The organism is Streptomyces sp. NBC_00568, from assembly GCF_026341855.1.
Classification (GTDB): domain Bacteria; phylum Actinomycetota; class Actinomycetes; order Streptomycetales; family Streptomycetaceae; genus Streptomyces.
Window position 1 is genome coordinate 42,865 of record NZ_JAPENW010000001.1, and the last position, 23,152, is coordinate 66,016.

General features: G+C 72.3%; 20 protein-coding genes and 1 tRNA gene. 5 read left to right on the forward strand and 16 right to left on the reverse strand.

The genetic code is table 11. The features are described 5' to 3' along the window. Positions 1 to 17: 17 nt before the first annotated feature. The gene (locus OOK38_RS00195; RefSeq protein ID WP_266764130.1) at positions 18 to 1,205 is read right to left on the reverse strand and encodes a thiolase family protein; all 1,188 of its coding nucleotides are present in this window, start codon (positions 1,203 to 1,205) and stop codon (positions 18 to 20) included. A 288-nt stretch (positions 1,206 to 1,493) separates the two neighbouring features. Between OOK38_RS00195 and OOK38_RS00200 the strand changes: the two genes are divergently transcribed. The 3 genes from OOK38_RS00200 (at position 1,494) to OOK38_RS00210 (ending at position 4,665) form a co-directional block, all read left to right on the forward strand. After that, positions 1,494 to 1,835 (forward strand): DUF3140 domain-containing protein, encoded by a 342-nt coding sequence (locus OOK38_RS00200; RefSeq protein WP_266764129.1) that lies wholly within the window; start codon positions 1,494 to 1,496, stop codon positions 1,833 to 1,835. 148 nt (positions 1,836 to 1,983) lie between these two features. Then, a complete protein-coding gene (locus tag OOK38_RS00205; protein ID WP_266764128.1) occupies positions 1,984 to 2,796 on the forward strand; it encodes an SAM-dependent methyltransferase in 813 nt (270 codons plus the stop codon). Between the two features lie 135 nt (positions 2,797 to 2,931). After that, complete coding sequence (locus OOK38_RS00210; protein WP_266764127.1) at positions 2,932 to 4,665, forward strand: GAF domain-containing protein; 1,734 nt, start codon at positions 2,932 to 2,934, stop codon at positions 4,663 to 4,665. Between the two features lie 90 nt (positions 4,666 to 4,755). Here the strand turns inward: OOK38_RS00210 and OOK38_RS00215 are convergent, their stop codons facing one another. From OOK38_RS00215 to OOK38_RS00285, 15 genes are all read right to left on the reverse strand, one after another. Continuing rightward, complete coding sequence (locus OOK38_RS00215) at positions 4,756 to 6,573, reverse strand: ABC transporter ATP-binding protein (protein WP_266764126.1); 1,818 nt, start codon at positions 6,571 to 6,573, stop codon at positions 4,756 to 4,758. Between the two features lie 257 nt (positions 6,574 to 6,830). Next, positions 6,831 to 6,904, reverse strand: a tRNA-Pro gene (locus OOK38_RS00220). Positions 6,905 to 7,111: 207 nt separating this feature from the next. Then, the gene (locus OOK38_RS00225; protein ID WP_266764125.1) at positions 7,112 to 8,716 is read right to left on the reverse strand and encodes an MFS transporter; all 1,605 of its coding nucleotides are present in this window, start codon (positions 8,714 to 8,716) and stop codon (positions 7,112 to 7,114) included. A gap of 115 nt (positions 8,717 to 8,831) precedes the next feature. Next, a complete protein-coding gene (locus tag OOK38_RS00230; RefSeq protein WP_266764124.1) occupies positions 8,832 to 9,191 on the reverse strand; it encodes an MmcQ/YjbR family DNA-binding protein in 360 nt (119 codons plus the stop codon). A 189-nt stretch (positions 9,192 to 9,380) separates the two neighbouring features. Then, entirely contained in the window at positions 9,381 to 9,917 is a 537-nt protein-coding gene (locus OOK38_RS00235) for a GNAT family N-acetyltransferase (protein WP_266764123.1), read from the reverse strand. Further along, entirely contained in the window at positions 9,914 to 10,486 is a 573-nt protein-coding gene (locus OOK38_RS00240) for a helix-turn-helix domain-containing protein (protein ID WP_266764122.1), read from the reverse strand. The genes OOK38_RS00235 and OOK38_RS00240 overlap by 4 nt, the downstream gene beginning before the upstream one ends. A 43-nt stretch (positions 10,487 to 10,529) precedes the next feature. Then, on the reverse strand, positions 10,530 to 11,435 hold the full coding sequence (locus OOK38_RS00245) for a LysR family transcriptional regulator (protein ID WP_266764121.1): 906 nt from the start codon (positions 11,433 to 11,435) through the stop codon (positions 10,530 to 10,532). Positions 11,436 to 11,617: 182 nt separating this feature from the next. Then, the gene (locus OOK38_RS00250; protein ID WP_266765949.1) at positions 11,618 to 12,811 is read right to left on the reverse strand and encodes a glycine C-acetyltransferase; all 1,194 of its coding nucleotides are present in this window, start codon (positions 12,809 to 12,811) and stop codon (positions 11,618 to 11,620) included. Positions 12,812 to 12,830: 19 nt separating this feature from the next. Then, positions 12,831 to 13,859, reverse strand: a complete 1,029-nt coding sequence (gene tdh / locus OOK38_RS00255) for an L-threonine 3-dehydrogenase (protein WP_266764120.1) — start codon at positions 13,857 to 13,859, stop codon at positions 12,831 to 12,833. Between the two features lie 335 nt (positions 13,860 to 14,194). Beyond that, positions 14,195 to 14,782 (reverse strand): GAF domain-containing protein, encoded by a 588-nt coding sequence (locus OOK38_RS00260; protein WP_266847991.1) that lies wholly within the window; start codon positions 14,780 to 14,782, stop codon positions 14,195 to 14,197. Then, complete coding sequence (locus OOK38_RS00265) at positions 14,779 to 15,378, reverse strand: ATP/GTP-binding protein (RefSeq protein ID WP_266764118.1); 600 nt, start codon at positions 15,376 to 15,378, stop codon at positions 14,779 to 14,781. Before OOK38_RS00265 ends, OOK38_RS00260 begins: the two co-directional genes overlap by 4 nt. Further along, positions 15,356 to 15,727 (reverse strand): DUF742 domain-containing protein, encoded by a 372-nt coding sequence (locus OOK38_RS00270; RefSeq protein ID WP_266764117.1) that lies wholly within the window; start codon positions 15,725 to 15,727, stop codon positions 15,356 to 15,358. The genes OOK38_RS00265 and OOK38_RS00270 overlap by 23 nt, the downstream gene beginning before the upstream one ends. Before the next feature lie 2 nt (positions 15,728 to 15,729). Continuing rightward, positions 15,730 to 16,164, reverse strand: a complete 435-nt coding sequence (locus OOK38_RS00275) for a roadblock/LC7 domain-containing protein (RefSeq protein ID WP_266847992.1) — start codon at positions 16,162 to 16,164, stop codon at positions 15,730 to 15,732. A 62-nt stretch (positions 16,165 to 16,226) separates the two neighbouring features. Further along, positions 16,227 to 18,305 (reverse strand): sensor histidine kinase KdpD, encoded by a 2,079-nt coding sequence (locus OOK38_RS00280; protein ID WP_266847994.1) that lies wholly within the window; start codon positions 18,303 to 18,305, stop codon positions 16,227 to 16,229. Positions 18,306 to 18,652: 347 nt separating this feature from the next. Further along, on the reverse strand, positions 18,653 to 19,870 hold the full coding sequence (locus OOK38_RS00285) for an MBL fold metallo-hydrolase (protein ID WP_266847996.1): 1,218 nt from the start codon (positions 19,868 to 19,870) through the stop codon (positions 18,653 to 18,655). Between the two features lie 403 nt (positions 19,871 to 20,273). Here OOK38_RS00285 and OOK38_RS00290 point away from each other — a divergent pair, with 403 nt between their 5' ends. Continuing rightward, a complete protein-coding gene (locus tag OOK38_RS00290; RefSeq protein ID WP_266847998.1) occupies positions 20,274 to 21,893 on the forward strand; it encodes a thiamine pyrophosphate-binding protein in 1,620 nt (539 codons plus the stop codon). After that, positions 21,890 to 23,068: a Glu/Leu/Phe/Val dehydrogenase dimerization domain-containing protein gene (locus OOK38_RS00295; RefSeq protein ID WP_266764112.1), complete on the forward strand. Its 1,179-nt coding sequence runs from the start codon at positions 21,890 to 21,892 to the stop codon at positions 23,066 to 23,068. The genes OOK38_RS00290 and OOK38_RS00295 overlap by 4 nt, the downstream gene beginning before the upstream one ends. The last annotated feature ends 84 nt before the right edge of the window (positions 23,069 to 23,152 follow it).

Sequence of the window (23,152 nt, forward strand, 5' to 3'; positions counted from 1 at the left end):
TGGGGGCGGTCGGGGCGTCAGTGGCGTTCGACCAGGACCGCGCTGCCCTGCCCGACGCCGACGCACATCGTGGCCAGGCCGCGCTCGGCGCCCGTGCGGCGCATGCGGTGCAGCAGGGTGGTGAGGATGCGGGCGCCCGAGCAGCCGAGCGGGTGGCCGAGGGCGATGGCGCCGCCGGTCGGATTGACGAGGTCCGGGTCGATGCCGAGCCGGTCCACGCAGGCGAGGGCCTGGGCGGCGAACGCCTCGTTGAACTCGGCCTCCTGGATGTCTCCGATGCTCCAGCCGACGCGTCCGAGCGCCTTCTGGGTCGCGGGCACGGGGCCGATGCCCATGACGTCGGGATCGACGCCGGCCGAGGCGCCGGCGACATACCGTCCGAGCGATTCGAGACCGAGTTCGTTCAGGGCCTCCTCGCTGACCAGCAGCACACCGGCGGCGCCGTCGTTCATCGGCGAGGCGTTGCCCGCGGTGACCGTGCCGCCGGCGCGGAACACCGGCTTGAGGCGGGCCAGCTTGTCGAGCGAGGTGTCCTCCCGTACGCATTCGTCGCTGTCGACGACCACACCGTCGGGGCGCTCGACGGGCAGCAGCTCTGCGTCGAAGTACCCGTTCTTGCGCGCGTCGGCCGCACGCTGGTGGCTGCGGAGCGCGAACGCGTCCTGACGCTCGCGCGAGACGCCGTACCGCTCGGCGACCTGCTCCGCGGTCTCCCCCATCGACAGGACGCCGTGCAGCTCCTTCATCGCGGGGTTGACCAGGCGCCAGCCGAGCCGGGTGTCGACGGTCTCGATGCGGTGCGGCAGCGCCTCGTCCGGGCGGGGCAGGACGAAGGGGGCGCGGCTCATCGACTCGGAGCCGCCGGCGAGCACGATCTCGGCCTCGCCGGAGGCGATGGCGCGGGCCGCTGTCGTGACGGCCTCGAGGCCGGAGGCGCAGAGCCGGTTGACGGTGGCGCCGGGCACGCTGTCGGGCAGTCCGGCGAGCAGCGCGGCCATCCGGGCGACATTGCGGTTGTCCTCACCGGCCTGGTTGGCGGCGCCCCAGTAGACGTCGTCGACGCGGGCCGGGTCGAGCGTGGGCACCTCGGCGACGAGACCGCGGATGACGCTCGCGGCGAGGTCGTCGGGCCGCACGCAGGACAGGGCTCCGCGCAGCTTGCCGATGGGTGTGCGGCGGGCGGCCGCGAAGTGGACGGGACGCACGACAGGACTCCTGACGGAACACCGAGATTAATTAGCACTGCTAGTTTTGGACTATAACCCCGCACCGGGCCCTTGGGAAGATCCCCCCGGCGGCCGGTATCCACCCATCCGTCCCGGGACACCCGCACCCTCCCCCTCACCCGGCCCACCCCCACACTCGCACCCATCCCCCCACCCGCATGGAGCGGGGCACCGCGGGCAGACGGGAGGACGGGGCGGCTCGGAGGGACCCTCGGTGCCGCTCCTCGTCTCGAATCAGACCCACGGGAACACCGAAGGGGGCACGCCATGACCGACGCCGTCGAGCTCGACGCGCTGTGGGACGAGTTCCACCGCGTGGTGAACATGACCTCCCAGGAACTCGCGGCCTGGCTGCGGGTCGGCGACGCCGGGGAGCCGAGCGAGCCCCCGCCCGCCGAGGCGGGTCCGTCGACCGGCCGTCATGTGCTCGCGATCCTGCAGAAGCGCCGCACGGATCTCACCGACGACGACATCCGGACCATGTACGAGGTGGTGGACATCGTCTCCGCCGAGGAGGACGGGGAGAACGGGGACGCCGGGGCCGGGGACGTACGGCTGCGCCACCGTCTCATGGCGCTGGGCCACGATCCGCTGAAGCCGGACCGCTGAGAACCGCTCCGCGGCCGCGCCGACCGCCGGATGGCCGGGGATCGACTGTCCGAGGACCCGCGCTCCACACGGATGGCACACTGCTCACGCACCCCGCCGGACACGGGTTGGCGGGGTGAACCAGCCCAGCGGAGCAGGGAGTTGGCGTATGACGGGGACGGAGTCCACCGCGGACCGGATCGACACCAGCAGGCCACATCCGGCACGGGTGTACGACTGGTACCTGGGCGGCAAGGACAACTACCCCGTCGACGAGCGGCTCGGGCAGCAGATCACCGCGCTCGATCCCGGCGCCCGACGGGCCGCGCGCAGCAACCGCTGGTTCATGCAGCGGGCCACCCGCCACCTGGTCCGCACGGCGGGAATCCGCCAGTTCCTCGACATCGGCACCGGCATCCCCACCGAGCCCAACCTCCACCAGATCGCGCAGACCACCGCTCCGGACGCACGGGTGGTGTACGTCGACAACGACCCGATCGTCCTCGCCCACGCCGAGGCGCTGCTGCGCGGTACGCCGGAGGGCGTGACGCGGTACGTCCAGGCGGACGCGCACGAGCCGGGGAAGATCCTCGAAGAGGCCGCGCGGGTGCTCGACCTCGACCGCCCCGTGGCCCTGTCACTGATCGCGCTGATGCACTTCATCGCCGACGACAGCGGCGCGTACGAGCTGGTGGAGACCCTGGTCGACGCACTGGCGCCGGGCAGCTGTCTGGCGCTGTCCGCGATGACCGCCGATTTCGAGCCGGAGAACGTGCGGCGGGGTATCGAGCACTACGCGCGCGGCGGAGTCACCCTGGTGGGCCGTTCGCACGCCGAAGTGAGCCGCTTCTTCAAGGGACTTGACCTGGTCGAGCCAGGCGTCGTCTCCGTGAAGGACTGGCGCCCCGAACTCGCGGAGGGCGAGACCCCGATCGGCGACGAGCCGGTGTCCCTGTACGGCGGGGTCGGCTTCAAGGGCTAGCGTCGTCCGCCCATGCGTCTCCGGCGCCGTACCTGCCGCCCCGAGGCCGCGCGTCGCGTTCCGCACCGGTGCTCGACCGCGGGTGCGGCCGGTCGGGCATCATGGCTCCGACGGGCGGCAGTGAGGGGAACACGCATGGACCGGGGCGCGCGCCTTCCGGAGGAGCCTTCGGTACCGCAGTTCCGGCTCGACGCCCTGCTGGAGGACCTGCAGGAGCAGGTCGAGCGTGTGCGCGGCACCCAGAACCGGGTGCACACCCTTCTCGAAGCGGTCCTCGCGATCGGCAGCGACCTGGACCTGGATGTGGTCCTGCGGCAGATAGTGGAGTCCGCCGTGCAGCTCGTCGACTGCCGCTACGGGGCGCTCGGCGTCCTCGGCGACGAGGGCGGCATCAAACAGTTCATCACGGTCGGGATCGACGAGGAGACCATCGCCCGCATCGGTAACCACCCCCGGGGCGAGGGCATCCTCGGCCTGCTCATCCGGGAGCCGCACGCACTGCGGCTCCCCGTCCTGAGCGACCACCCCGACTCGGTCGGCTTCCCTCCCGGGCACCCCCCGATGACCACGTTCCTCGGCACCCCCGTGCAGGTCCGCGGCAAGATCTTCGGCAATCTGTACCTCACGGAGAAGCACGGCGGGACCGCGTTCGACGCCGAGGACGAGGCGGTCCTGCGCACGCTCGGCGCCGCGGCCGGTGTGGCCATCGACAACGCCCGGCTGTACGACGACGCGCGGCGCCGTGAGCGCTGGCTCGCCGCGAGCAGCGAACTGACCCGCACCCTGCTGTCCGGCGTAGATCCGACCGAGGTCCTGCACGCGTTCACCGCGACGGTCCGGGAACTGTCCGACGCGGATCTGGTCACCCTGGCGCTGCCGGTGACCGGCACCACGGACCTGGTCATCGAGTCCGCCGAGGGACGCGGCGCCGACCAGGTGCGGGGGCTGGCCCTGCCGGACGGAACGAGTCTGGCCGCCAAGGTGTTCGCCTCCGGCGAGAGAATCGTCAGTACGTCGCTCAGCCAGGACCCGCGCACGGGGACGGGCAGCGCGTCGGTCCTTGACCTCGGCCCGGCGTTCGTGATTCCGCTGGGCACCCAGGAGCGGGTGCGCGGCGTTCTCCAGGTCGCGAACCGGCAGGGCGGCACCGTGTTCCCGGACGCCACCGTCGAGATGATCGCCGGCTTCGCCGGTCATGCCGCGCTCGCCCTGGAGATCGCCGAACACCGCCGCGACGCCGAGCAGTTGCTCGTCCTCAACGACCGCGACCGCATCGCGCGCGACCTGCACGACCTCGCCATCCAGCGGCTCTTCGCCGGCGGGCTCAGCCTGCAGTCCGTGCTCAACCGGCTCGCCGACCGGCCCGACGTGGCCGCACGTGTCCAGCGGGTGGTGGACGATCTCGACGACACGATCAAGGTCGTACGCTCCACGATCTACGCCCTGCGCGAGAGTGACCGGGCGGGTGCCACCGGTCTGCGCGCCCGGCTCGTCACCGAGGTGGGCCACGCGGCCGAGACGCTCGGCTTCGCCCCCGCCCTGCGCATGAGCGGCCTGCTGGACACCGACGTGTCCGACGAGCAGCGCGATCACCTGCTCGCGGTGGTGCGGGAGGCCCTGTCGAACGCCGCCCGGCACGCCCACGCCACCGCCGTGGAGGTGACGGCCGAGGCCACCCCCACCACGCTGCGGCTGCGGGTGGCGGACAACGGCCGTGGCATCGGTCCCGACGCCACCCGCCGCAGCGGTCTCGGCAACCTCCGTACCCGCGCCGAGAACCTCGGCGGCGCGTGCGCCCTGACAGCCAACGAGCCGAGCGGCACCGTCCTGGAGTGGACGGTGCCGCTGCGCCCCGCCGACCCGGCCTGACCCCCGGGGTGGCGCTCCCGTACCGTGTGGCGGCTGCGCGAGCGCCCGTCGCCCCCGCCACCCGGCACGCCCGGGCCCCGGGGCCCGCGTTCAGTGCTGGTCGGCCGGTGCGGGGCTGTCGTCGATGAAGCCGCCCGACTGGTGCCGCCACAACTTCGCGTAGGCGCCGTCCGACGCGAGAAGCTCCTGGTGCGTGCCCTGTTCGACGATGCGCCCCTGGTCGAGGACGACGAGCCGGTCCATGGTGGCGACCGTGCTCAGCCGGTGCGCCACCACGAGCGCCGTGCGCTTCTCCATGAGCCGCCACAGCGCCTCCTGGACGAGGATCTCGCTCTCCGAGTCCAGGGCGCTGGTCGCCTCGTCGAGCAGCAGGATCGGCGCGTCGCGCAGGATCGCGCGGGCCAGGGCGACCCGCTGGCGCTGGCCGCCGGACAGCTTGATGCCGCGCTCTCCGACCATGGTGTCGAAACCGTCGGGCAGCGCGTCGGCGAACTCCGTGACGTGCGCCGCCTCGGCCGCGCGGCGGATCTCGGCGTCGCCGGCGTCCGGCCGGGCGAAGGCGATGTTGTCCCGCAGCGTGCGGTGGAACATCGCCGGGTCCTGGGGCACGTAGGCGATCAGGCTGCGCAGGTCGGCCTGGCGCAGCTTGCTGATGTCCTGGCCGCCGATCAGGATGCGGCCGTCGTCGATGTCCGTCATCCGCAGCAGCAGCCGGGTGAGCGTGGTCTTGCCCCCGCCGGACCGGCCGACCAGACCGATCTTCGCTCCGCTGGGCACGGCCAGTTCGAGCCCCGTGAAGAGCGGCTTCGCACCCCCGTGGGTGAAGGTCACCCGCTCGAAGCGGACGTCGGCGTCGCGGGACAGCAGGGGCTCCGGGGCGACCGGGTCGAGCACGGTCGGCGGCGTCAGCAGCAGTTCGGTGAACTGGGCGGCCTCCGTCATCGAGCTCTCCAGACGCCGGTAGATCTGGTTGAACTCGAACATGATCCGGGTCGCGTTGGCGTAGTAGGTGAAGGCGACCACGACCGCCTCCACGCCGTGCCCGCCCCCGCCGAGGGCGACCGCGAGCAGCAGGCCGAGCGCGTTGGTGAGCACGGACATCGGCGCGACCAGGGTGTCGATGCGCAGATTGCCGTAGTCCCACGACCGCAGGGTGAGCCGCCGCGAGGCCGCGACGCGGGACCGGTGTTCGGCCGCCTCGCGTTCCTCGGCGGCGAAGGCCCGGACGGTGTCCATGTTCATCAGGCTGTCGGCGACGTGGCCCGAGACCCGGGCGATCGCCTCCTCGCGCTGGTCGACGAGTGCCTGGCGACGGCGGATGAGGGGCACCACGCACAGGCCCGTCACGGCGATCATCACCAGGAGCCCGACGACGAGCAGCGGTTCGTAGCGCCACAGCACCACCGATCCGAACACCAGCGGCACCAGGCTCCCGACGACCTGGAACGTCATCGTGTCGACGAATTCCTCGAAGCGGGAGGCGAAGCTCAGCACCCGCTTGGTCAGCGATCCGGCGAAGTTGTCGTGGAAGAACGAGGCGTCCTTGGCGAACAGTTCGTCCATGCCGATCACGTACAACTGCTCGATGCCCAGGGCGTCCAGACGGTTCAGGCAGTGCAGACCGAGGCGCCAGAACGCCTCCGCCAGCAGCAGCACGCCGCCGAAGCCGAGGACGTAGGGCAGCGCCGCGCCCATGGACATACCGCTGCCGTCGCCCGCGATGCGGCCGACGAGCTTCGCGACGATGAGCGGCGCGACGTAGCTGATGCCGATGTTGCCCAGCGCCGGCAGCAGCATCGCGGGCACCGTCAGCCGCCGGAGCCTGCCCAACTCCCTTCCGTAGTAACGGAGTGCGAGGAGCACAGAGCCCCTGCCCGGTATAGCCTTGCGCGATTCAGGCGATGCCATCCCAACCCTGTGTCGTCGTACGGCAGCCCGCCACGCGCGACCGGTCACGAAAACGGTGATGTCCGCATATGGGCAGGCCAGGACTTGCAGTGTCCCGTGACGGTGTCCGCGCGGTCCAAGCGTTTTTCTCGGCCATCGGGCCGTCCCGGACACCCTGGACGAGCTCGGCCGAGGAGGGCCGGACGGCAGCGCCCGGGTACGACAGAAGCCGCTTCCTCATCGCTGAGAAAACGGCCTCTGAACCACGACTCAAAAAGTCGGGACGACAGGATTTGAACCTGCGACCCCTTGACCCCCAGTCAAGTGCGCTACCAAGCTGCGCCACGTCCCGGTGCCCGTCTGACCTGGGGTTTCCCCTGGTTGGACGTGCACGGAAACAATACCGCACTCGTGACGGTGGTCGCGCACCCGTTTTCCGCCGACCGGGCGGCCGGCGCCACGTGGAAGCGGGTGGGCGGCACGTGTCCGGTGCCGGCCCGGAGCCCGGTCGAGGTCGCCGAGATCCGCGTACGACGATCTCGGCGACGTACGGCCGTACCTAGCCCGACCTGCCCCGACCCGCACGGACCGGGGTGACCGGTTCCCGCTGTCCCAGGGGCACGGGGCCGTCGGCGCGCACCAGATTGCGGATCGCGGGCACCGACAGCAGGGCCGTGGAGACGACGAGGGTCATGACACCGGCCAGGAGAAGGACGTGGTCGGCGCCGAGGGCCGCGGCGGCGGGTCCCGCAAGTGCCTGGCCGACGGGCATCATCGCCAGGGAGCCGGCGACGTCGTAGGCGTGGATGCGGTTGAGGACGTCGGGCGCGACCTGCGTCTGCACACTGGTCGCCCACATCACGCCCCACAGTGACGTGCCCGCGCCGGCGATCACCGCTCCCGCCGACATGGCGGCCACACCGAGCCCAGCCCCGACGGACGCCGGGAAGCACGCGAAGGCGAAGAGGGCGAAGGAACCGGCGCGCAGCATGCGGCGCGGCCGCAGCCGCAGCGCGACGAGCCCGCCGATGACGGTGCCGGCGCCCAGGGCGGAGTTGATCAGGCCGTAGGCGCGCGGGCCGTGCTCCCGCACCACCTCGGTCGCCACCAGCGGTACCGTCGGGCCCCAGATGGAGATCATGTAGACGCACCAGATGACGATGACGGCCCACATCCAGGTACGGGATCTGAACTCCCGCCACCCTTCGGCGAGATCGGCCTTGAAGCTGCCGCTGTGCGCCCGGCTTCCGGGAGCGGCCGGGGGCAGGCGGAGCAGCAGCAGGCACAGGGCGCTGAGCGCGAAGGTGGCGGCGTGGGCCACGAAGACCCCGCCCGCGGAGGCGAACGCCACCAGCAGACCCGCGAGGGCGGGGCCGGCGAGCTGGGCGGAGGACTCGGCGATCCGGATGGCGCCGTTGGCGCCCTGCACGTCGGTGGCGAGGCGCGGCACGGTGCTGGCGACGCCGGGCTGGAAGACCGCGCCCGCCACGCCGTTGGCCGCGCCGATCACGCAGATCTGCCAGAGGACCACGTGGTCGGCGAAGAACAGGGCGGCGGCGACCGCCTGGGCCACCAGCCGCACGAGGTCGGCGCCGATCATCAGCTTGCGGGTGCTGAACCGGTCGGCGATCACTCCGCCGAAGATCACCAGTCCGGCGAAAGGGGCGGCCGACGCGGCCATGGCGACGCCGACGGCACCCACCCCGTAGCCGTACTGCAGCAATCCCGCGGCGAGGGCCACCGGCAGCATGGTGTCGCCGAGCCGGGCCATGGCGCGCGCGACGAAGAACAGGGCGAAGTCGCGCGACCAGACCGGCCGCGCCGGCCGGTCGGCAACGATGTCAGGCCGGACGGGACCCGAGCCCGCCACCGTGGACGCCTCGCTCCACGGCTCAGCTGATCCGCCCCGGGCCACACCGACGCCGGTCGATCTGCGACCCGCCGATCCATGGTCCGCCGAGCCGCGCTCTGCCACACCGTCGCCTTCCGAGACGCGCCCGGCCACACAGACATCCGCGTGACTACGCCCCACCGATCCGTCGTCCGCCGAGCCGTCCTCGGCCGGGTTGCGCCCCGCCGATCCGTCCGCAGCCGACCTGTCCGCCGGCGCGCGGTCCGAGCGCTCTGCGCGCAGTGGTTCCTCGCCCGATGACGTCATGGTCATCCCGCTCGCACCTTCCCCCTGGCCCCGCCCCGCGGCTCCCCCACGAAGCGCCCGTCCCGCTCCCCACTCCCTTTTCCGGATCATGCCACGGGGCGCCGACAGCGCCGAGGCCTTTTCAGCCGGCGGACGGGAGCCCCAATTCGGGGTGGGCGTCGATCAGCCGGGGCGGGGCCGCCTGGCGCCAGGAGTCGGCGAGGATGTCACGGAGTTCGCCGTCGTCCTCCAGCGCGGAGAGCCGGGCCCGGACCCAGGCGAAACCGGCTTCGTGGTCGGCGATCCAGAACTTCCCCGGCTCGGCCAGGACGAGTTCGTCGCGCTCCTCCTTCGGGCAGCGCACGGCGATGGAGGTCTCCGCCTCGGGCAGCGTGACGAACATCTTTCCCGCGACCCGGAAGGTGGGCATGCTCCAGGCGATCTTCTCCGTCGTGTCCGGCAGGGAGAGGGCGATACGGCGTACGTCTTCGGCATCCGGCATGAGACGCACGGTAGCCAATGGCACTGACATCGACGCGACGAAGCACGACGTCAGCGGCGTTCCCGACGCGGCGGGGCCGCCAGAGACCGGAGACCGGACCCCGGTCTCCGTCTCCGGCGGCCCCGATCCGGCGGTGTCTCCCCGCCGGGCCCTCACGTGTGTCCGCGCGGCCGCGGGGGCCGAGGCCGGTCACGTGTCGTCCGCGAGCGCTCCCTGCCTCTTGTAGAAGATCGTCGTCGGACGCAGTTCGCCCGAGGGCGTGGCCGCGTAGTCGGGTATGGCCCCGAGCCGGGTCCAGCCCGCCGAGAGGTAGAGGGACTCGGCGGGGCTGTCGGTCTCGGTGTCCAGGTGGAGGAGGGTGACTCCGGCGGCGGCCGCCTCCGTCTCCGCGGTCGCGAGGAGCGTCCGGCCGAGGCCCTGCCCGCGGCCGTCCCGGTGCACCATCAGCTTGACGAGTTCGGCGCGGTGGCGGCTGTTCGGCTTGTCCGGGAACGCGAGGGCGACGGTGCCGAGCAGCCGGTCACCGCCGTGGGCCACCCAGACCGCGAGGTGCCCCGCCGAGACCGCGGCCGCGCGCTCCCGCCACCAGGCGACGGCCGCCGCCCGGTCGAGCGGGGCGAGGAACCCGATCGAGGCGCCGCCCTCCACGGTGTCGATGAGCAGGTCCGCCAACTCGTCTGCGGCTGCGAGGAGTTCGGCTGAGGTGAGGCGCGCGACGGTGCTCACGGCAGCACCACCGCCAGCGCGTACCGCACGTCCGCGGGGCCGGGGCAGCGAAAGCGCGTCGGGCCCCACACCCGCAGCCGGAGGCAGTCGCCGGCGCCGAGGCGGTGTTCGGCATCCTGCGCGGTCACGTCGAGCGTTCCGCCGAGGACCCAGATGTGCTGCTCCAGGCCGGGCACGGGAGGCCTGTCGTACGCGATGTCCGCGCCCGCCGTGAGCCTCCCCTCGACCAGTTCACCGCGGAGTCCCGGATGCGGCGGCGACACCGATCGCCGGACGAAGCCGGAGGCCTTGTCCGTCCAGACCGCCTGGTCGGCGGCGCGGACCAGCAGGGCGGGTTCTCCCTCCACCTCGCTGAGCAGATGCGACATGGTCCGCCCGTACACATGGCAGAGGCGGTTCAGGAGGGAGGCCGTGGGGCTGATCTCGGCGCGCTCGGCGCGGGAGAGGGTCGACCGGCTGATCCCACTGCGCTCGGCCAACTCGCCCAGGGTCCAGCCCCGTTCGGCCCTCAGCTCGGCCAGTCGGGCCCCGAGCCGGGCGTCGACGGCGGCATCGTCATCAGTTCCCATATTCGGGATGCTATCCCAGATACGAGATGACGAGCCGTCGGGCTCAGTCCACGGTCGCCGCTCGGGTCAGAGCGTCCAGGACGGGCCGGATCAGCGGATGGTCCTCCGCGCCACGGCGTACGGCGGCGAAGACGCGGCGGGTGGGCGCGACGCCGTCGACGGGGCGGACGACGACACCGGTGAGCTCCATGCCGCGCAGCGCCGAGCGGGGCACCAGAGCGACGCCGGCGTCGGCGGAGGCGAGGGCGACGACGGCACGGAAGTCGTCCGAGGAATGTTCCAGGCGCGGCTGGAATCCCGCGTTCTCGCAGGCCAGGACCACCACGTCGTGGCAGGGATTGCCCGGGTACGGGCCGATCCACGGATCCTTGGCCAGCTCGGCGAGCGGCACCTCCTCCGCGTCGGCCAGGCGGTGGCTCACAGGGACGACCGCGTCGAAGGGCTCGGCGTAGAGCGGGACGTGCGTCAGCCGCGGGTCGTCCGCGTCCGGGGCACCCCGGTACTCGACGGCCACCGCGATGTCGACCTGCCGGTCCAGCACCATCGGCAGGCTGGCGTCGCCCTCGGCGTCGTGGACCCGGAGACGGATGCCGGGGGCCGTGACGGCGAGGCGGGCCAGCGCGGGAGCCACGACCAGGCCGATGCCGGTCGCGAAGGAGGCCACGGTGACCGTACCGGCGGAACCCGAGCTGTACGCGGCCAGCTCGGCTTCCGCGCGCTCCAGTTGGGCGAGGACGGCGTTGGTGTGTCCGAGCAGGATCTCGCCGGCGGCTGTCAGCCGTACGCCCTTGGCACCGCGCTCGACCAGCCGGTGGCCCGTCTCCTGCTCCAGGGCGGTCAGCTGCTGCGAGACCGCCGAGGGCGTGAGATAGAGCGCGGCGGCTGCCGCCGTCACCGTGCGGTGGTCGGCCACCGCACGAAGGATGTGGAGCCGCCGCGCTTCGATCATGCGACCGATTCTCTCAGGTCACACGCCTTTCCCGGCCATCAGGCCGGAGTGCACCCCCGGGCGCGAGGGCGCACACACGCTCGGCCGTACACGGCCGCGAGCACCCGCACGCCGCCCGGGGCCGCCGGGGCCGTGCGGGCACCTGCGGTTCCGGCCGCTGTCGGGCCGAGGGCGCGCGCCCGTCAGGCGTCGAGTTCCGCCCGCGCCGCCACGAAGGCGTCCACGGCCCGGTTCACGTCCTCGGTGGAGTGTCCCGCGGACAGCTGGACCCGGATACGGGCCTGTCCCTGCGGAACGACCGGGTAGGAGAAGCCGATCACGTACACGCCGCGCTCCAGGAGCAGTTCCGCCATGCGGCCGGCGACGGACGCGTCACCGATCATGACGGGAGCGATCGCGTGGTCGCCGGGGAGGATGTCGAAGCCCTCCGCGGTCATCCGGGACCGGAACAGCGCGGTGTTCTCGGCGAGCCGGACGCGCAGGTCGTCGGCGGACTCCAGCAGGTCGATGACCTTGAGGGAGGCCGCGGCGATCACCGGGGCGAGCGTGTTCGAGAAGAGGTACGGGCGGGACCGCTGGCGCAGCAGGGCGACGATCTCGGCGCGGGCCGCGACGTAACCACCGGAGGCGCCGCCCAGGGCCTTGCCGAGAGTGCCGGTGATGATGTCGACGCGGTCCATGACGCCGTGCAGCTCGGGGGTTCCGCGGCCGCCGGGACCGACGAAGCCCACCGCGTGCGAGTCGTCGACCATGACCATCGCGTCGTAGCGCTCGGCGAGGTCGCAGATCTCCTTGAGCGGAGCGACGTAGCCGTCCATGGAGAACACGCCGTCGGTGACGATCAGACGGCGGCGGGCGTCGGAGGCCTCCTTGAGCTGGGCCTCCAGATCGGCCATGTCGCGGTTGGCGTACCGGAAGCGGCGCGCCTTGGACAGCCGGATGCCGTCGATGATCGACGCGTGGTTGAGGGCGTCGGAGATGACCGCGTCCTCGGCGCCGAGCAGGGTCTCGAAGACACCGCCGTTGGCGTCGAAGCAGGAGGAGTAGAGGATCGTGTCCTCCTGGCCGAGGAACGCGGACAGCCGCGCCTCCAGCTCCTTGTGCACCTCCTGCGTACCGCAGATGAAGCGCACGGAGGCCATGCCGTAGCCCCAGCGGTCGAGCGCCTCGTGGGCGGCGGCGACGACCTCGGGGTGGTCGGCGAGGCCGAGGTAGTTGTTCGCGCAGAAGTTGAGGACCTCACCGGGGCGGCCGCCCGCGGTGACGTTCACGGTCGCGGACTGCGGGCTGCCGATGACCCGTTCGGGCTTGTGCAGCCCGGCGGCGCGGATCTCTTCGAGGGTGGTGCGGAGGTCGTCACGGACGGAGTCGAACATCATCAGTTCCTTAGAGTCCTCAGAGGGTCCAGTCGAGAATGACCTTGCCGCCGCGGCCGCTGGCCGCGTCGGCGAATGCTTCCTCGTAGTCACGGAATCCGTACCGGCCGGTGATCACGGGGGCGAGGTCGAGGCCGCCCTCCAGGAGGACCGACATCGCGTACCACGTCTCGAACATCTCGCGGCCGTAGATGCCCTTGATCGTGATCATGGAGGTGACGATCCGGGACCAGTCGACCGGGAACTCCTGGGACGGCAGGCCCAGCATCGCGATGCGTCCGCCGTGCGTCATGTTGGCGATCATGTCGCGCATCGCCTCGGGGCGGCCGGACATCTCCAGGCCGATGTCGAAGCCCTCGCGCAGGCCGAGCGTGCGCTGACCGTCGGCGATGGTCGAGCTCGCGACGTTGAGGGCGAGGCTGACGCCGATCTTGCGGGCCAGCTCCAGGCGCTCCTCGCTGACGTCGGTGATGACGACGTTGCGGGCGCCCGCGTGGCGCGCCACCGCCGCGGCCATCAGGCCGATCGGTCCGGCGCCGGTGATCAGGACGTCCTCGCCGACCAGCGGGAAGGACAGCGCGGTGTGCACGGCGTTGCCGAACGGGTCGAAGATCGCGGCGACGTCGAGGTCGACCGGGACGCGGTGCACCCACACGTTCTGGGCGGGCAGTACGACGTACTCGGCGAACGCGCCGTCGCGGCCGACGCCGAGGCCGACGGTGGCACGGCAGAGGTGGCGCCGCCCGGCGAGACAGTTGCGGCACTTGCCGCAGACCAGGTGTCCCTCACCGCTGACGCGGTCGCCGATGTTGATGTCGGCGACGTCGCGGCCGGTCTCGACGACCTCGCCGACGAACTCGTGCCCAAGGACGAGCGGCGTCTTGATGGCCTGCTGCGCCCAGCCGTCCCAGTTGCGGATGTGCAGGTCGGTGCCGCAGATCCCGGTCCTGAGGACCTTGATCAGTACGTCACCGGGGCCGGCCTGCGGCTCCGGAACGTCCGTGAGCCAGAGTCCGGGCTCCGCCTTCTCCTTGACCAGCGCCTTCACTCGACGGCTCCTGTGCGTGAGGTCCCGGGAACGGGCACGCCGAAGGGGCCCGCACCGGGGAGAGGGGTGAATTCACCCAGAAATCTGCCGTACGACGGTGCCCCCGGTCCATCGAGGATTTCTTAAGCGCGGCCCCAGCTTTCCTTCACACCCCAGTTCTCCCTAGCCCTGCCCGGGGTCGGATGTCGGGCCGCCGGAGTGGCCCAAGAGAGGGACCGCGGTGCCGGAGGTGACTACGTGGACATGCGTGATCCCCGTCCCATGGGGGCTCATCACATGCATCAAGCAGGTCCCGGGGCGGCCGGCAGGGCCGACTCCCGCGTCCCGGCACGTCGTCAGAACCCCTGGACTCCCTCCCGCCGTTCGAGCCGCTCGACCATCTCGGCCGCCATCGCCTTGATGGTCTCCAGGCCCGCCTTTCCCCAAGGGCGCGGCTCGACGTCCACGACGCAGATCGTGCCGAGGGCGATGCCGGTGCGGTCGATCAGCGGGGCACCGAGGTAGGAGCGGACGCCGAAATCGTCGACGACCGGATTTCCGGCGAAGCGCGGGTAGTCGCAGACGTCCTCCAGGACGAGCGCCTTGCGGCGCACCACCACATGAGGGCAGAAGCCGTGGTCCCGGGCCATGTAGCGGCCCACGTCGAGTTCGGCCCTGTCCGCGGTAGCGGCGAGGTCGCTGCCCTTGGCGCCGCCGTCGGGGGTGTGCAGGCCCGCGAAGAACTGCTGTTCCTCGTCGATGAAGTTGACCATCGCGTACGGCGCCGCGGCGACCTCCGCGAGACGGTCCGCGAAGGCGTCGAAGGCGGGCTCCGCGCGCTCCCCCAGCCCCAGTCGGCGCAGCCGTCGCACCCGGGCCGGAGCGTCCTTGTCCTCCGGCGTGAGCAGCAGACGACCGGCCGGCCGCGGCGGGTCGTAACTCACGTACGGGCTCCGTGGCTCGGGGAGTGGGCCGGCGCGTGGGCCAGGAGGTGGCGGACCAGGGTGAGCAGGGTCTGCACTCCCGAGCTGGAGATCCGGGCGTCGCAGCGCACGACGGGGATCTCGGGGTCGAGGTCGATGGCCGCGCGGACCTCGGCCGGGTCGTAGCGGTACGAGCCGTCGAACTCGTTGACCGCGACGATGAACCCGAGACCGCGCTGCTCGAAGAAGTCGACGGCGGCGAAGCAGTCCTCCAGGCGCCGCGTGTCGGCGAGGATCACCGCGCCGAGCGCGCCCTCGGAGAGCTCGTCCCACATGAACCAGAACCGCTCCTGCCCGGGTGTGCCGAACAGATAGAGCACATGTTCCGGATCGAGGGTTATGCGTCCGAAATCCATCGCGACGGTCGTCTCGACCTTGTTCTCGATGCCGTCGAGCTTGTCGGTCGCGGCGCTGACCGTGGTGAGCAGCTCCTCCGTACTGAGCGGCGCGATCTCGCTCACCGCGCCGACGAAGGTCGTCTTGCCGACCCCGAACCCGCCCGCCACCAAGATCTTCAGTGCGGTGGGGAAGAGGTCAGAGTTGTCGTCGTAATCCATCGAGCACTGCCTCCAGAAGAGACCGGTCAGTGGGGTTGTGGTGGAACTCCGGGGGCTTCGTCGTGAGCGCCCCGCAGTCGACGAGGTCGGACAGCAGCACCTTGGTGACCGCCGCCGGAAGCTTCAGATGGGCGGCGATCTCTGCGACCGAGACCGGTGCCCGGCAGCGTTCGAGTGCCTGGCTGTGCTCGGGGCCGAAGTAGCCGAGGGGTGTGGCTCCGGTCGCCATGACCTGGGAGAGAAGGTCGAGCGCGGTCGTCGGCCGGGTCCGGCCGTTGCTGACGGTGTAGGGGCGCACCAGGCGTCCTGCCGCGTCATCGAGCCAGGGCCCGTCACCGGCCGCGGCCACGCTCAAGGCCTCATCGCCGGGGGTTCGACGGTGTGCTGCCGGGGCGCGGTGATCAGATAGGGGCGGACGCTCTTGACCAGCATGGCCATCTCGTAGCCGAGCACGGCCGCGTCGGCCTCGCGGCCCGCGAGCACGGCGAGACAGGTACCGGAGCCCGCCGTGGAGACGAACAGGAGGGTCGAGTCGAGTTCGACCACGACCTGGCGTACCTCGCCGCCGTCTCCGAAGCGCACGCCCGCGCTGCGCCCGAGGGAGTAGAGGCCGGAGGCCAGCGCGGCCATGTGGTCGGCACTGTCGGGGTCGAGGCCGTGGACCGACTTCACCAGCCCGTCGCAGGAGAGCAGCACCGCGCTCGTGGTGTGGGGTACGCGCTGGACGAGGCCGCTCATCAGCCAGTCGAGATCGGATACGTGGCCGGTCGGCGCATCGCTCGCCATGGGGGATCGACTCCTTGGGGTACGAAGGTCAGCGGGAGCGGTGGGGGTGGGTGTGGGGGTGGTCATCCGGCCGGTGCGCTCCCGTCGTGCCGGGTGGTGCGGTCGTGAACGGACGCGGTGTCGCGCGCTCCGTGCGGCGCGGGCGCGTGCGTCGTGCGGGCTTCGCCCAGGAACGCCGTCGGGGTGCCGTACTTCAGGGGTACGTCGCTGGGGTCGCCGCCGCCGAGAGGGGTGTCCGTGGAGGACTCCCCGTGGACCCGCGCCGCGCCGTCCGCGCGCGGTGCTTCCAGGCGCGGCCGCTCCAGGCGCGCCCGGTCCGGGAACGACGCCGGGGCGGCCGCCGCCGACGCCCCCCGGGCCGGCTCCGGCTCCTCCAGGTCCGCCGTGTCCGCGTGGACGGCCTCGGCGAGCCCGATCCCGCGCTGGAACGCCGCCATGAGACCCGGGTCGTGCCCGACGACGTACTCCGTGTCCTGGCGGGGAGCCGGGCCTTCGCGCAGCTGGGGAACGATGTGCTCCTGAGCCCGCCGCTTGGGCAGATGGGGCTTGCCCATGGTGCCTCGGACGACGCCGGAGCGCGGCGTGGGCGGCATGGCCGCGTTCTCGGCGGCGGTGAGCCGGTCCTCGGGGCGGATGCCGGGCACGGCCTCGGCCGGATTGGGCCGCTCCGCGCGGGCGCCGCGCACGGGGAGCGGTGTGGGACCGCCGCGTCCCGCGACCGGCTCGCCCGGCACGACGCGCGGAGGTGTCCGCTCCCCCCGTACCGGCTCCCGCTGCGACTGCCGTGGCACGGGGGCGACCATGCGGCCCGCGGGAGCGACCGGGACCTGCGCCGGTGCGGGCGGCGTGGGCCCGGGTCCGAGGGACGGCCGGGTCCCGCCGCTGGTCTCCTGACGCGGCCCCTGCGTCACGCCCCCGTCCCCCAGAGCACCGGGCCTCGCGCCCAACAGCGCCTGTGGGACGACGAGTACGGCCTGGACACCGCCGTAGATGTTGCCCTGGAGCCGGACGTGGATGCCGTGCCTGCGGGCGAGCTGCGAGACCACGAACAGACCGATGCGCCCGTCCTGGAGCAGGCCGGCGACGCTGACCTGGTCGGGGTCGGTGAGCAGGGCGTTCATCCTGTCCTGTTCGCCCGGCTGCATGCCGAGCCCGCGGTCCTCGACCTCGATGGCCAGTCCCGAGGTGACGAGATTGACGCGCAGCAGCACTTGGGTGTGCGGGGCGGAGAACACCGTGGCGTTCTCGACGAGTTCGGCGAGCAGGTGGATGACGTCGGCGACCGCGTGGCCGCGCAGGGTGCCTTCGATCGGGGGTACGAGCTTGACCCGCGAGTACTGCTCGACCTCGGCGATCGCGGAGCGCAGCACCTCGGTCATGGAGACGGGGTTGCTCCACTGACGGCGCGAGACGGCGCCGCCGAGCACGGCCAGGTTCTCGGCGTGGCGCCTGATCCGGGTGGCGAGGTGGTCGACGTGGAAGAGCCCCTTGAGGAGGTCCGGGTCCTCGATCTCGTTCTCCAGCTCGTCGAGGATGGAGATCTCGCGGTGCACGAGGGACTGCAGGCGCCGGGCCAGATTGACGAAGACCTCGACCTTCTGTTCGCTGCCGGCGTGGCTGGAGAGCTGCGCGGCCTGCACGACGGCGGCGACGGCGCCGTCGTGGGCACGGGACATGTCCGCGGCGAGCAGTTCGAATTCGTCGGCGTCCGCGGGAGGCCGGCGGCGCGTCTTGCGCTCGGGCGGGTTCTCGCCGCGGCGCAGCCCCTCGACGACGGCGCGCAGATCGGCCTCGGTGCGGGCGCTGGCGCGGCGCAGGGCTCCTATGCGTTCCCGGACGGACGTGGCGGCGCGATCGGCTGCCACGGCGGCGATCAGGATGCCGGCCAGGGCCACGCTCACGGCTCCGGCCAGGACGGCCCACAGGGTGAGGCCGGGCCGGGCTCCGGTGGAGCGGACGGTGAACAGTACGGCGGCGCACGCGCTGAGGGCCACCGCGGTCGGCGGCAGCACCGCGAGGCGCAGCAGCTGGGGCCGCAGGTGCGTCTCGGGCAGCGAAGAGGTGGCGCGGGCGACCGGTCGTCCGTGCCGTCCGCCCTCACGGCGGTCTGCGCGTGCGGCCGGTGCGCGAAGGTGAGACATCGGCGTCCTCGTACTGGATGCGTCGGGGGCACGGGGCTCCCGCGGGTCTGCGCGACTCGGGCATGTGCCATCGCGGTGCCGGTCGAGAGAGCCGAAGAAATCGGCCCTGCGTCGCCCGACGGCAACTGACAGTAGTCGCCAACGCATCATGTGCGGTGGGCTGTTGACAAACTCCCCCAGCCGACATCCCGCTCTGGTATGAGCCGTCGTACGGCTGACCGATATCACCGTCGGACACACGTTCGCGCCACACCCGGATCCGATCGGAGCTGGTCAGAAGCGGTCGCAAACAAACGGCGAGGGCCGAGGAGCATGGCGCTCCTCGGCCCTCGCCTCAGGTCGGATGATCAGCCCGCAGGCACCGTTTCCGGCTCTCCGGTGCCCTCCGCGGAGGTGCGCCCGACGTCACCCGGCGTGTCGGCGACGGTCTGCTCGACGACCGGCCAGCCGCCCTTCGGCGCACGGGCCACACCACGCCACCACGGCTCGGAGGGGACCGTCTCGGCCGTGGGCTCGAAGGGCTCGCCGGGCCGCGGCAGCGCGACACGCGCTCCGGCCGCGCGGGCGGCGGCCACGGTGCCCTCTCCCGGGTCGGCCCAGGCGTGGGTCGAGAGGTTGAACGTCGCCCAGTGGATCGGCAGCATCACTCCGGAGGGCTGCCCGCCCTGGAGGTCGAGGTGAGAGCGCATCCCCTCCTCGGGCGTCATGTGGATGTCGGGCCAGAACTCGCTGTACGCGCCGATCTGGATCATCGTGGCGTCGAACGGGCCGTGGGCGGCACCGATGTCCTTGAAGCCGTCGAAGTAGCCGGTGTCACCGCTGTGGTAGATCCGGTGCGCATCGCCCTCGGCGACCCAGGAGGCCCACAGGGTGTGCTGCGTGTTGCGCAGTCCGCGACCACAGAAGTGGCGCGCCGGTGTCGCCGTCAGGGTGATTCCGCCGACCTTCGTCGACTCCTGCCAGTCCAGCTCGCGCACGCGGTCCGCCGAGATGCCCCAGTGCTCCAGGTGGGCGCCGACGCCGAGCGGCACCGCGAACACCGTGTCCGTGTCGGCCAGCGCCTTGATCGTGGGCATGTCGAGGTGGTCGTAGTGGTCGTGCGAGATCACCACGACGTCGACCGCGCCGAGCGCGGCCAGCGGCAGGGGCACAGGATGGAGCCGCTTGGGACCGGCGAAGGCGAACGGAGAACAGCGCTCACCCCACACCGGGTCGAACAGCACGCGGTGGCCGTCGATCTCGGCGAGCACGCTGGAGTGCCCCATCCAGGTGAGCCGCAGCCCGGTCGCGGCGGGTTTGGCCAGGTCGGCAAGGGTCGTGGCGTGCACCGGCACCGTGCCGGTCGGGGCGCGGTGGGCCCGCTCCTCGCTGCGGAAGTAGGCCTTCGCGAACTCCACCATCGAGCCGTCGGGGCGGGTCCGGGCAGGCTCCGGGTTCTGGAAGACACCGTCCGCGAAGTTCGGCGAGTTGCGGATGCGCTCCATGCGCGCACCCCCCGGATCCGCGCCGAAGGCGGCGGGCCGCAGAGCGCGGAGCCCGGAGCTCAAGGTACGGAAACCGGTCACGGATACCTCCAGAAGGAGTCGGTCAGGCTTTCATTATGGTCGTCGCCTCTGACAGCGCCGGGTCGCCCCGGTCACAGCGCGATGTCCATGGCCCCGGGTCTGTATGTGCTCAACCCCGGCGCGCACGCGGTTCTTCCTCGGAAGCGAAACGTTCTCGTACACCACCGCGCGACGAGCGTCCCTCCGGCACCCTCACCCGATGGTCGATCCCGTGCGTTGACATGACCCGGCCCTCGTTCCGATACTGACTCATGATTCAGTAGTACGGGAATCGTCCCCGTGGCCCACGGGTCGCGTCCGCCCGTCCGCTCCCTGGAGGCACCGTGTCCGACCGCCACGCCGGGCCGACCGTGACCGAGGACGTCTCGGGCATCGTGCGGCGCGTCATCACGCGGAGCCCGTGATGGGCGAGACGATCACCGGCGGCGAGGCCCTCGTCCGCGCCCTGCGGGGCCACGCCGTGACCCAGGTCTTCGGCATCCCCGGAACGCACAACCTGGAGATCTACCGCCATCTGTCCTCGTACGGCATCCGGCACCTCCTGACCCGCCACGAGCAGGGAGCCGGATACGCCGCCGACGGCTACGCGCGCGTGACCCAGCGCCCGGGTGTCGTGATCACGACGACCGGTCCCGCCCTGCTGAACGCGGCGGCGGCCATCGGCCAGGCCTACTCGGACAGCGTGCCGCTGCTCGTCGTCTCCCCCGGGATGCCCCTGCGCCACCCCCGTCTCGCGACCGGCCTGCTGCACGAGACGCGCAGCCAGACGGAGACCCTGCGGGGCGTGGCCGCCTTCAGTCACCGCGTGTCCTCGGTCGCGGAGATCGACGCCGCGGTGGCGCGCGCCTTCACCCTGTTCCGCACCCGCCGGCCGCGCCCCGCGCACATCGAGATACCCCTCGATCTCCTGGAGGCCGCCGAGGAGACGGGCCCCGTCCGCATCACCCCTCCCGTCCTCCCCCTCACCCCCGACGCGGCGGCCGTGGAGCGGGCCGCCGGAGTCCTGCGCGGGGCACGCCGTCCGGCGCTCGTGCTCGGCGGCGGCGCGCGCGGCGCCGCCGTCCCGGGCCTCGCCCTCGCCGAGGAGCTGGGCGCTCCGGTCCTCACCACGGCCAACGGCAAGGGGATCGTCCCCGAGACCCACCCGCTGTCCCTCGGCGTCTCCCTCCACAGCCCCTCGGTCCTGGGCTGGCTCGCGGAACGCGACGCCGTGCTCGCCGTCGGCACCGAACTCGCCGAGTCCGATCTCTGGACCGCGCCGCCCGCCCTGAACGGCACGCTGATCCGCGTGGACCTGGACCCGGACCAGATGTACGCCGGCCTCCCGGCGGACATCGCCGTCGTCGGCGACGCCCGGGTCTCCCTGACGGCCCTGCTCGCGGCCGTGGAAGGGTCCGGCGGCCCGCGCCGCCACGCGCGCGTGGCGGACGAGGACCCCGTCCTGCGGGCCGGAGTCCTGCGGGCCGCGCGGAACGCCGAGACCGCGCGGCGCGACGCCCGCTGGATGCCGTACCTGCGGGCCGTCCGTTCCGTCCTCGCCGAAGACGCCGTGATCACCTCGGACAGCGCCCAGTGCTGCTACTACGGAGCGCTCCCGCACCTCCCGCTCGGCCCCGAGGGCCGCTATCTTCACCCGACCGGCTTCGGCACGCTCGGCTACGCGCTGCCAGCGGCGATCGGCGCCAGGACCGCCTGCCCCGACCGCCAGGTGGTGGCACTCAGCGGGGACGGCGGCCTCCAGTTCACGGTGCAGGAACTGGCGACCGCGGCACAGCTCCACCTCCCGCTGCCCGTCGTGGTGTTCGACAACGGCGGCTACGGGGAGATCCGCGACGAGATGGCCGCCCGGGGCGACACCCCCACGGCGGTCGACCTCGCACCGGTCGACCTGCCCGCCCTGGCCCGCGCCTACGGAGGACAGGGCACGCACGCGTGCAGCCCGGACGAGCTGACCGCCGCGCTCACCGAGGCACTGCGCACCCCCGGCCCCACCCTGATCGCCATCCCCGAGGAGACCCGATGACCGCCCCCCTGATGACGCTCACCTGGACGGACCATGTCACCGGCCGCCCGGGCTTCCTCGTCGTCGACCGGCTCGTGCGCGGCGTCTCCAGCGGCGGTCTGCGGATGCGGCCCGGCTGCACGCTGGAGGAGGTCACCGGGCTCGCCCGTGGCATGACCATGAAAGAGGCCCTGCACTACAACCCCGAGGGCCGGTACATCCCGCTGGGCGGCGCCAAGGGCGGTATCGACTGCGATCCCCAGGACCCGGCGGCGTACGGCCTGCTGGTGCGCTACCTGCGCGCCATGCGCCCCTACATCGAGGCCTTCTGGACCACCGGCGAGGACCTCGGGCTCACCCAGGACCTGGTCGACCGGGCCGCCGAGGAGGCCGGGCTCGTCTCGTCCATCCAGGCCGTGTACCCGCTGCTCGACGACGAGACGGCGGCCCGCAACCGGCTCGCGGACGCCTTCGCGGTCGAGGTGGACGGCATCGGCCTCGACGAACTGGTCGGCGGCTGCGGCGTCGCCGAGTCGGTCCTCGCGGCCCTGGACCGGGCCGGGGTGGAGTACGCCGGTACACGCGTCGCCGTGCAGGGCCTCGGCACCATGGGCGGGGCCACGGCGCGCTTCCTGTCCCGTGCGGGGCTCAGCATCGTGGCCGTCGCCGACGTCAAGGGAACGATCGCGAACCCGGACGGACTCGACGTCGAGGCGCTGCTCGCCGGGCGGGACGCGTACGGGACGGTCGACCGCGGGGTGCTGCGCGGCGCCGACCGTGAACTCCCGGGTGACGCCTGGTTGTCCGCCGATGCCGAGGTTCTGGTGCCCGCCGCCGTGTCGTACGCGATCGACACGGCGAACCAGGCCGGGATCAGGGCCCGTTGGATCGTGGAGGCGGCCAACATGCCCGTCCTGGCGGACGCGGAGACCCTGCTCGCCGCGCGCGGGGTCACCGTCCTGCCGGACGTGGTGGTCAACTCCGGCACGAACGCCTGGTGGTGGTGGACGCTGTTCGGCGACATCGGCGCCGACGCGGACGAGGCGTTCGCCCACACCCGGCGCTCGATGCGCGCCCTGATCGACCAGACACTCGCCCGCGCCGAGGCCGACGGCACGACACCGCGGGCAGCCGCCCACGCCATCGTCACCGACCGGCTGCCGGTCATCGCGGAGCGATTCGGGTGGTACGGATGACGTCCGCGCAGCCCTGAGCATCTGCCCCGCCTTCCGTCGCCGGGTTGCCGGCCGGAGTCGCCCGAGCGGGTCGGGCCGTCGAGG

Coding starts and splice junctions, on each gene's coding strand:
- OOK38_RS00200 (WP_266764129.1), top strand. CDS start 1,494: ATGACCGACGCCGTCGAGCTCGACGCGCTGTGGGACGAGTTCCACCGC.
- OOK38_RS00205 (WP_266764128.1), top strand. CDS start 1,984: ATGACGGGGACGGAGTCCACCGCGGACCGGATCGACACCAGCAGGCCA.
- OOK38_RS00210 (WP_266764127.1), top strand. CDS start 2,932: ATGGACCGGGGCGCGCGCCTTCCGGAGGAGCCTTCGGTACCGCAGTTC.
- OOK38_RS00215 (WP_266764126.1), bottom strand. CDS start 6,573: ATGGCATCGCCTGAATCGCGCAAGGCTATACCGGGCAGGGGCTCTGTG.
- OOK38_RS00225 (WP_266764125.1), bottom strand. CDS start 8,716: ATGACCATGACGTCATCGGGCGAGGAACCACTGCGCGCAGAGCGCTCG.
- OOK38_RS00230 (WP_266764124.1), bottom strand. CDS start 9,191: ATGCCGGATGCCGAAGACGTACGCCGTATCGCCCTCTCCCTGCCGGAC.
- OOK38_RS00240 (WP_266764122.1), bottom strand. CDS start 10,486: ATGGGAACTGATGACGATGCCGCCGTCGACGCCCGGCTCGGGGCCCGA.
- OOK38_RS00245 (WP_266764121.1), bottom strand. CDS start 11,435: ATGATCGAAGCGCGGCGGCTCCACATCCTTCGTGCGGTGGCCGACCAC.
- OOK38_RS00250 (WP_266765949.1), bottom strand. CDS start 12,811: ATGTTCGACTCCGTCCGTGACGACCTCCGCACCACCCTCGAAGAGATC.
- OOK38_RS00265 (WP_266764118.1), bottom strand. CDS start 15,378: ATGGATTACGACGACAACTCTGACCTCTTCCCCACCGCACTGAAGATC.
- OOK38_RS00275 (WP_266847992.1), bottom strand. CDS start 16,164: ATGGCGAGCGATGCGCCGACCGGCCACGTATCCGATCTCGACTGGCTG.
- OOK38_RS00280 (WP_266847994.1), bottom strand. CDS start 18,305: ATGTCTCACCTTCGCGCACCGGCCGCACGCGCAGACCGCCGTGAGGGC.
- OOK38_RS00290 (WP_266847998.1), top strand. CDS start 20,274: ATGGGCGAGACGATCACCGGCGGCGAGGCCCTCGTCCGCGCCCTGCGG.
- OOK38_RS00295 (WP_266764112.1), top strand. CDS start 21,890: ATGACCGCCCCCCTGATGACGCTCACCTGGACGGACCATGTCACCGGC.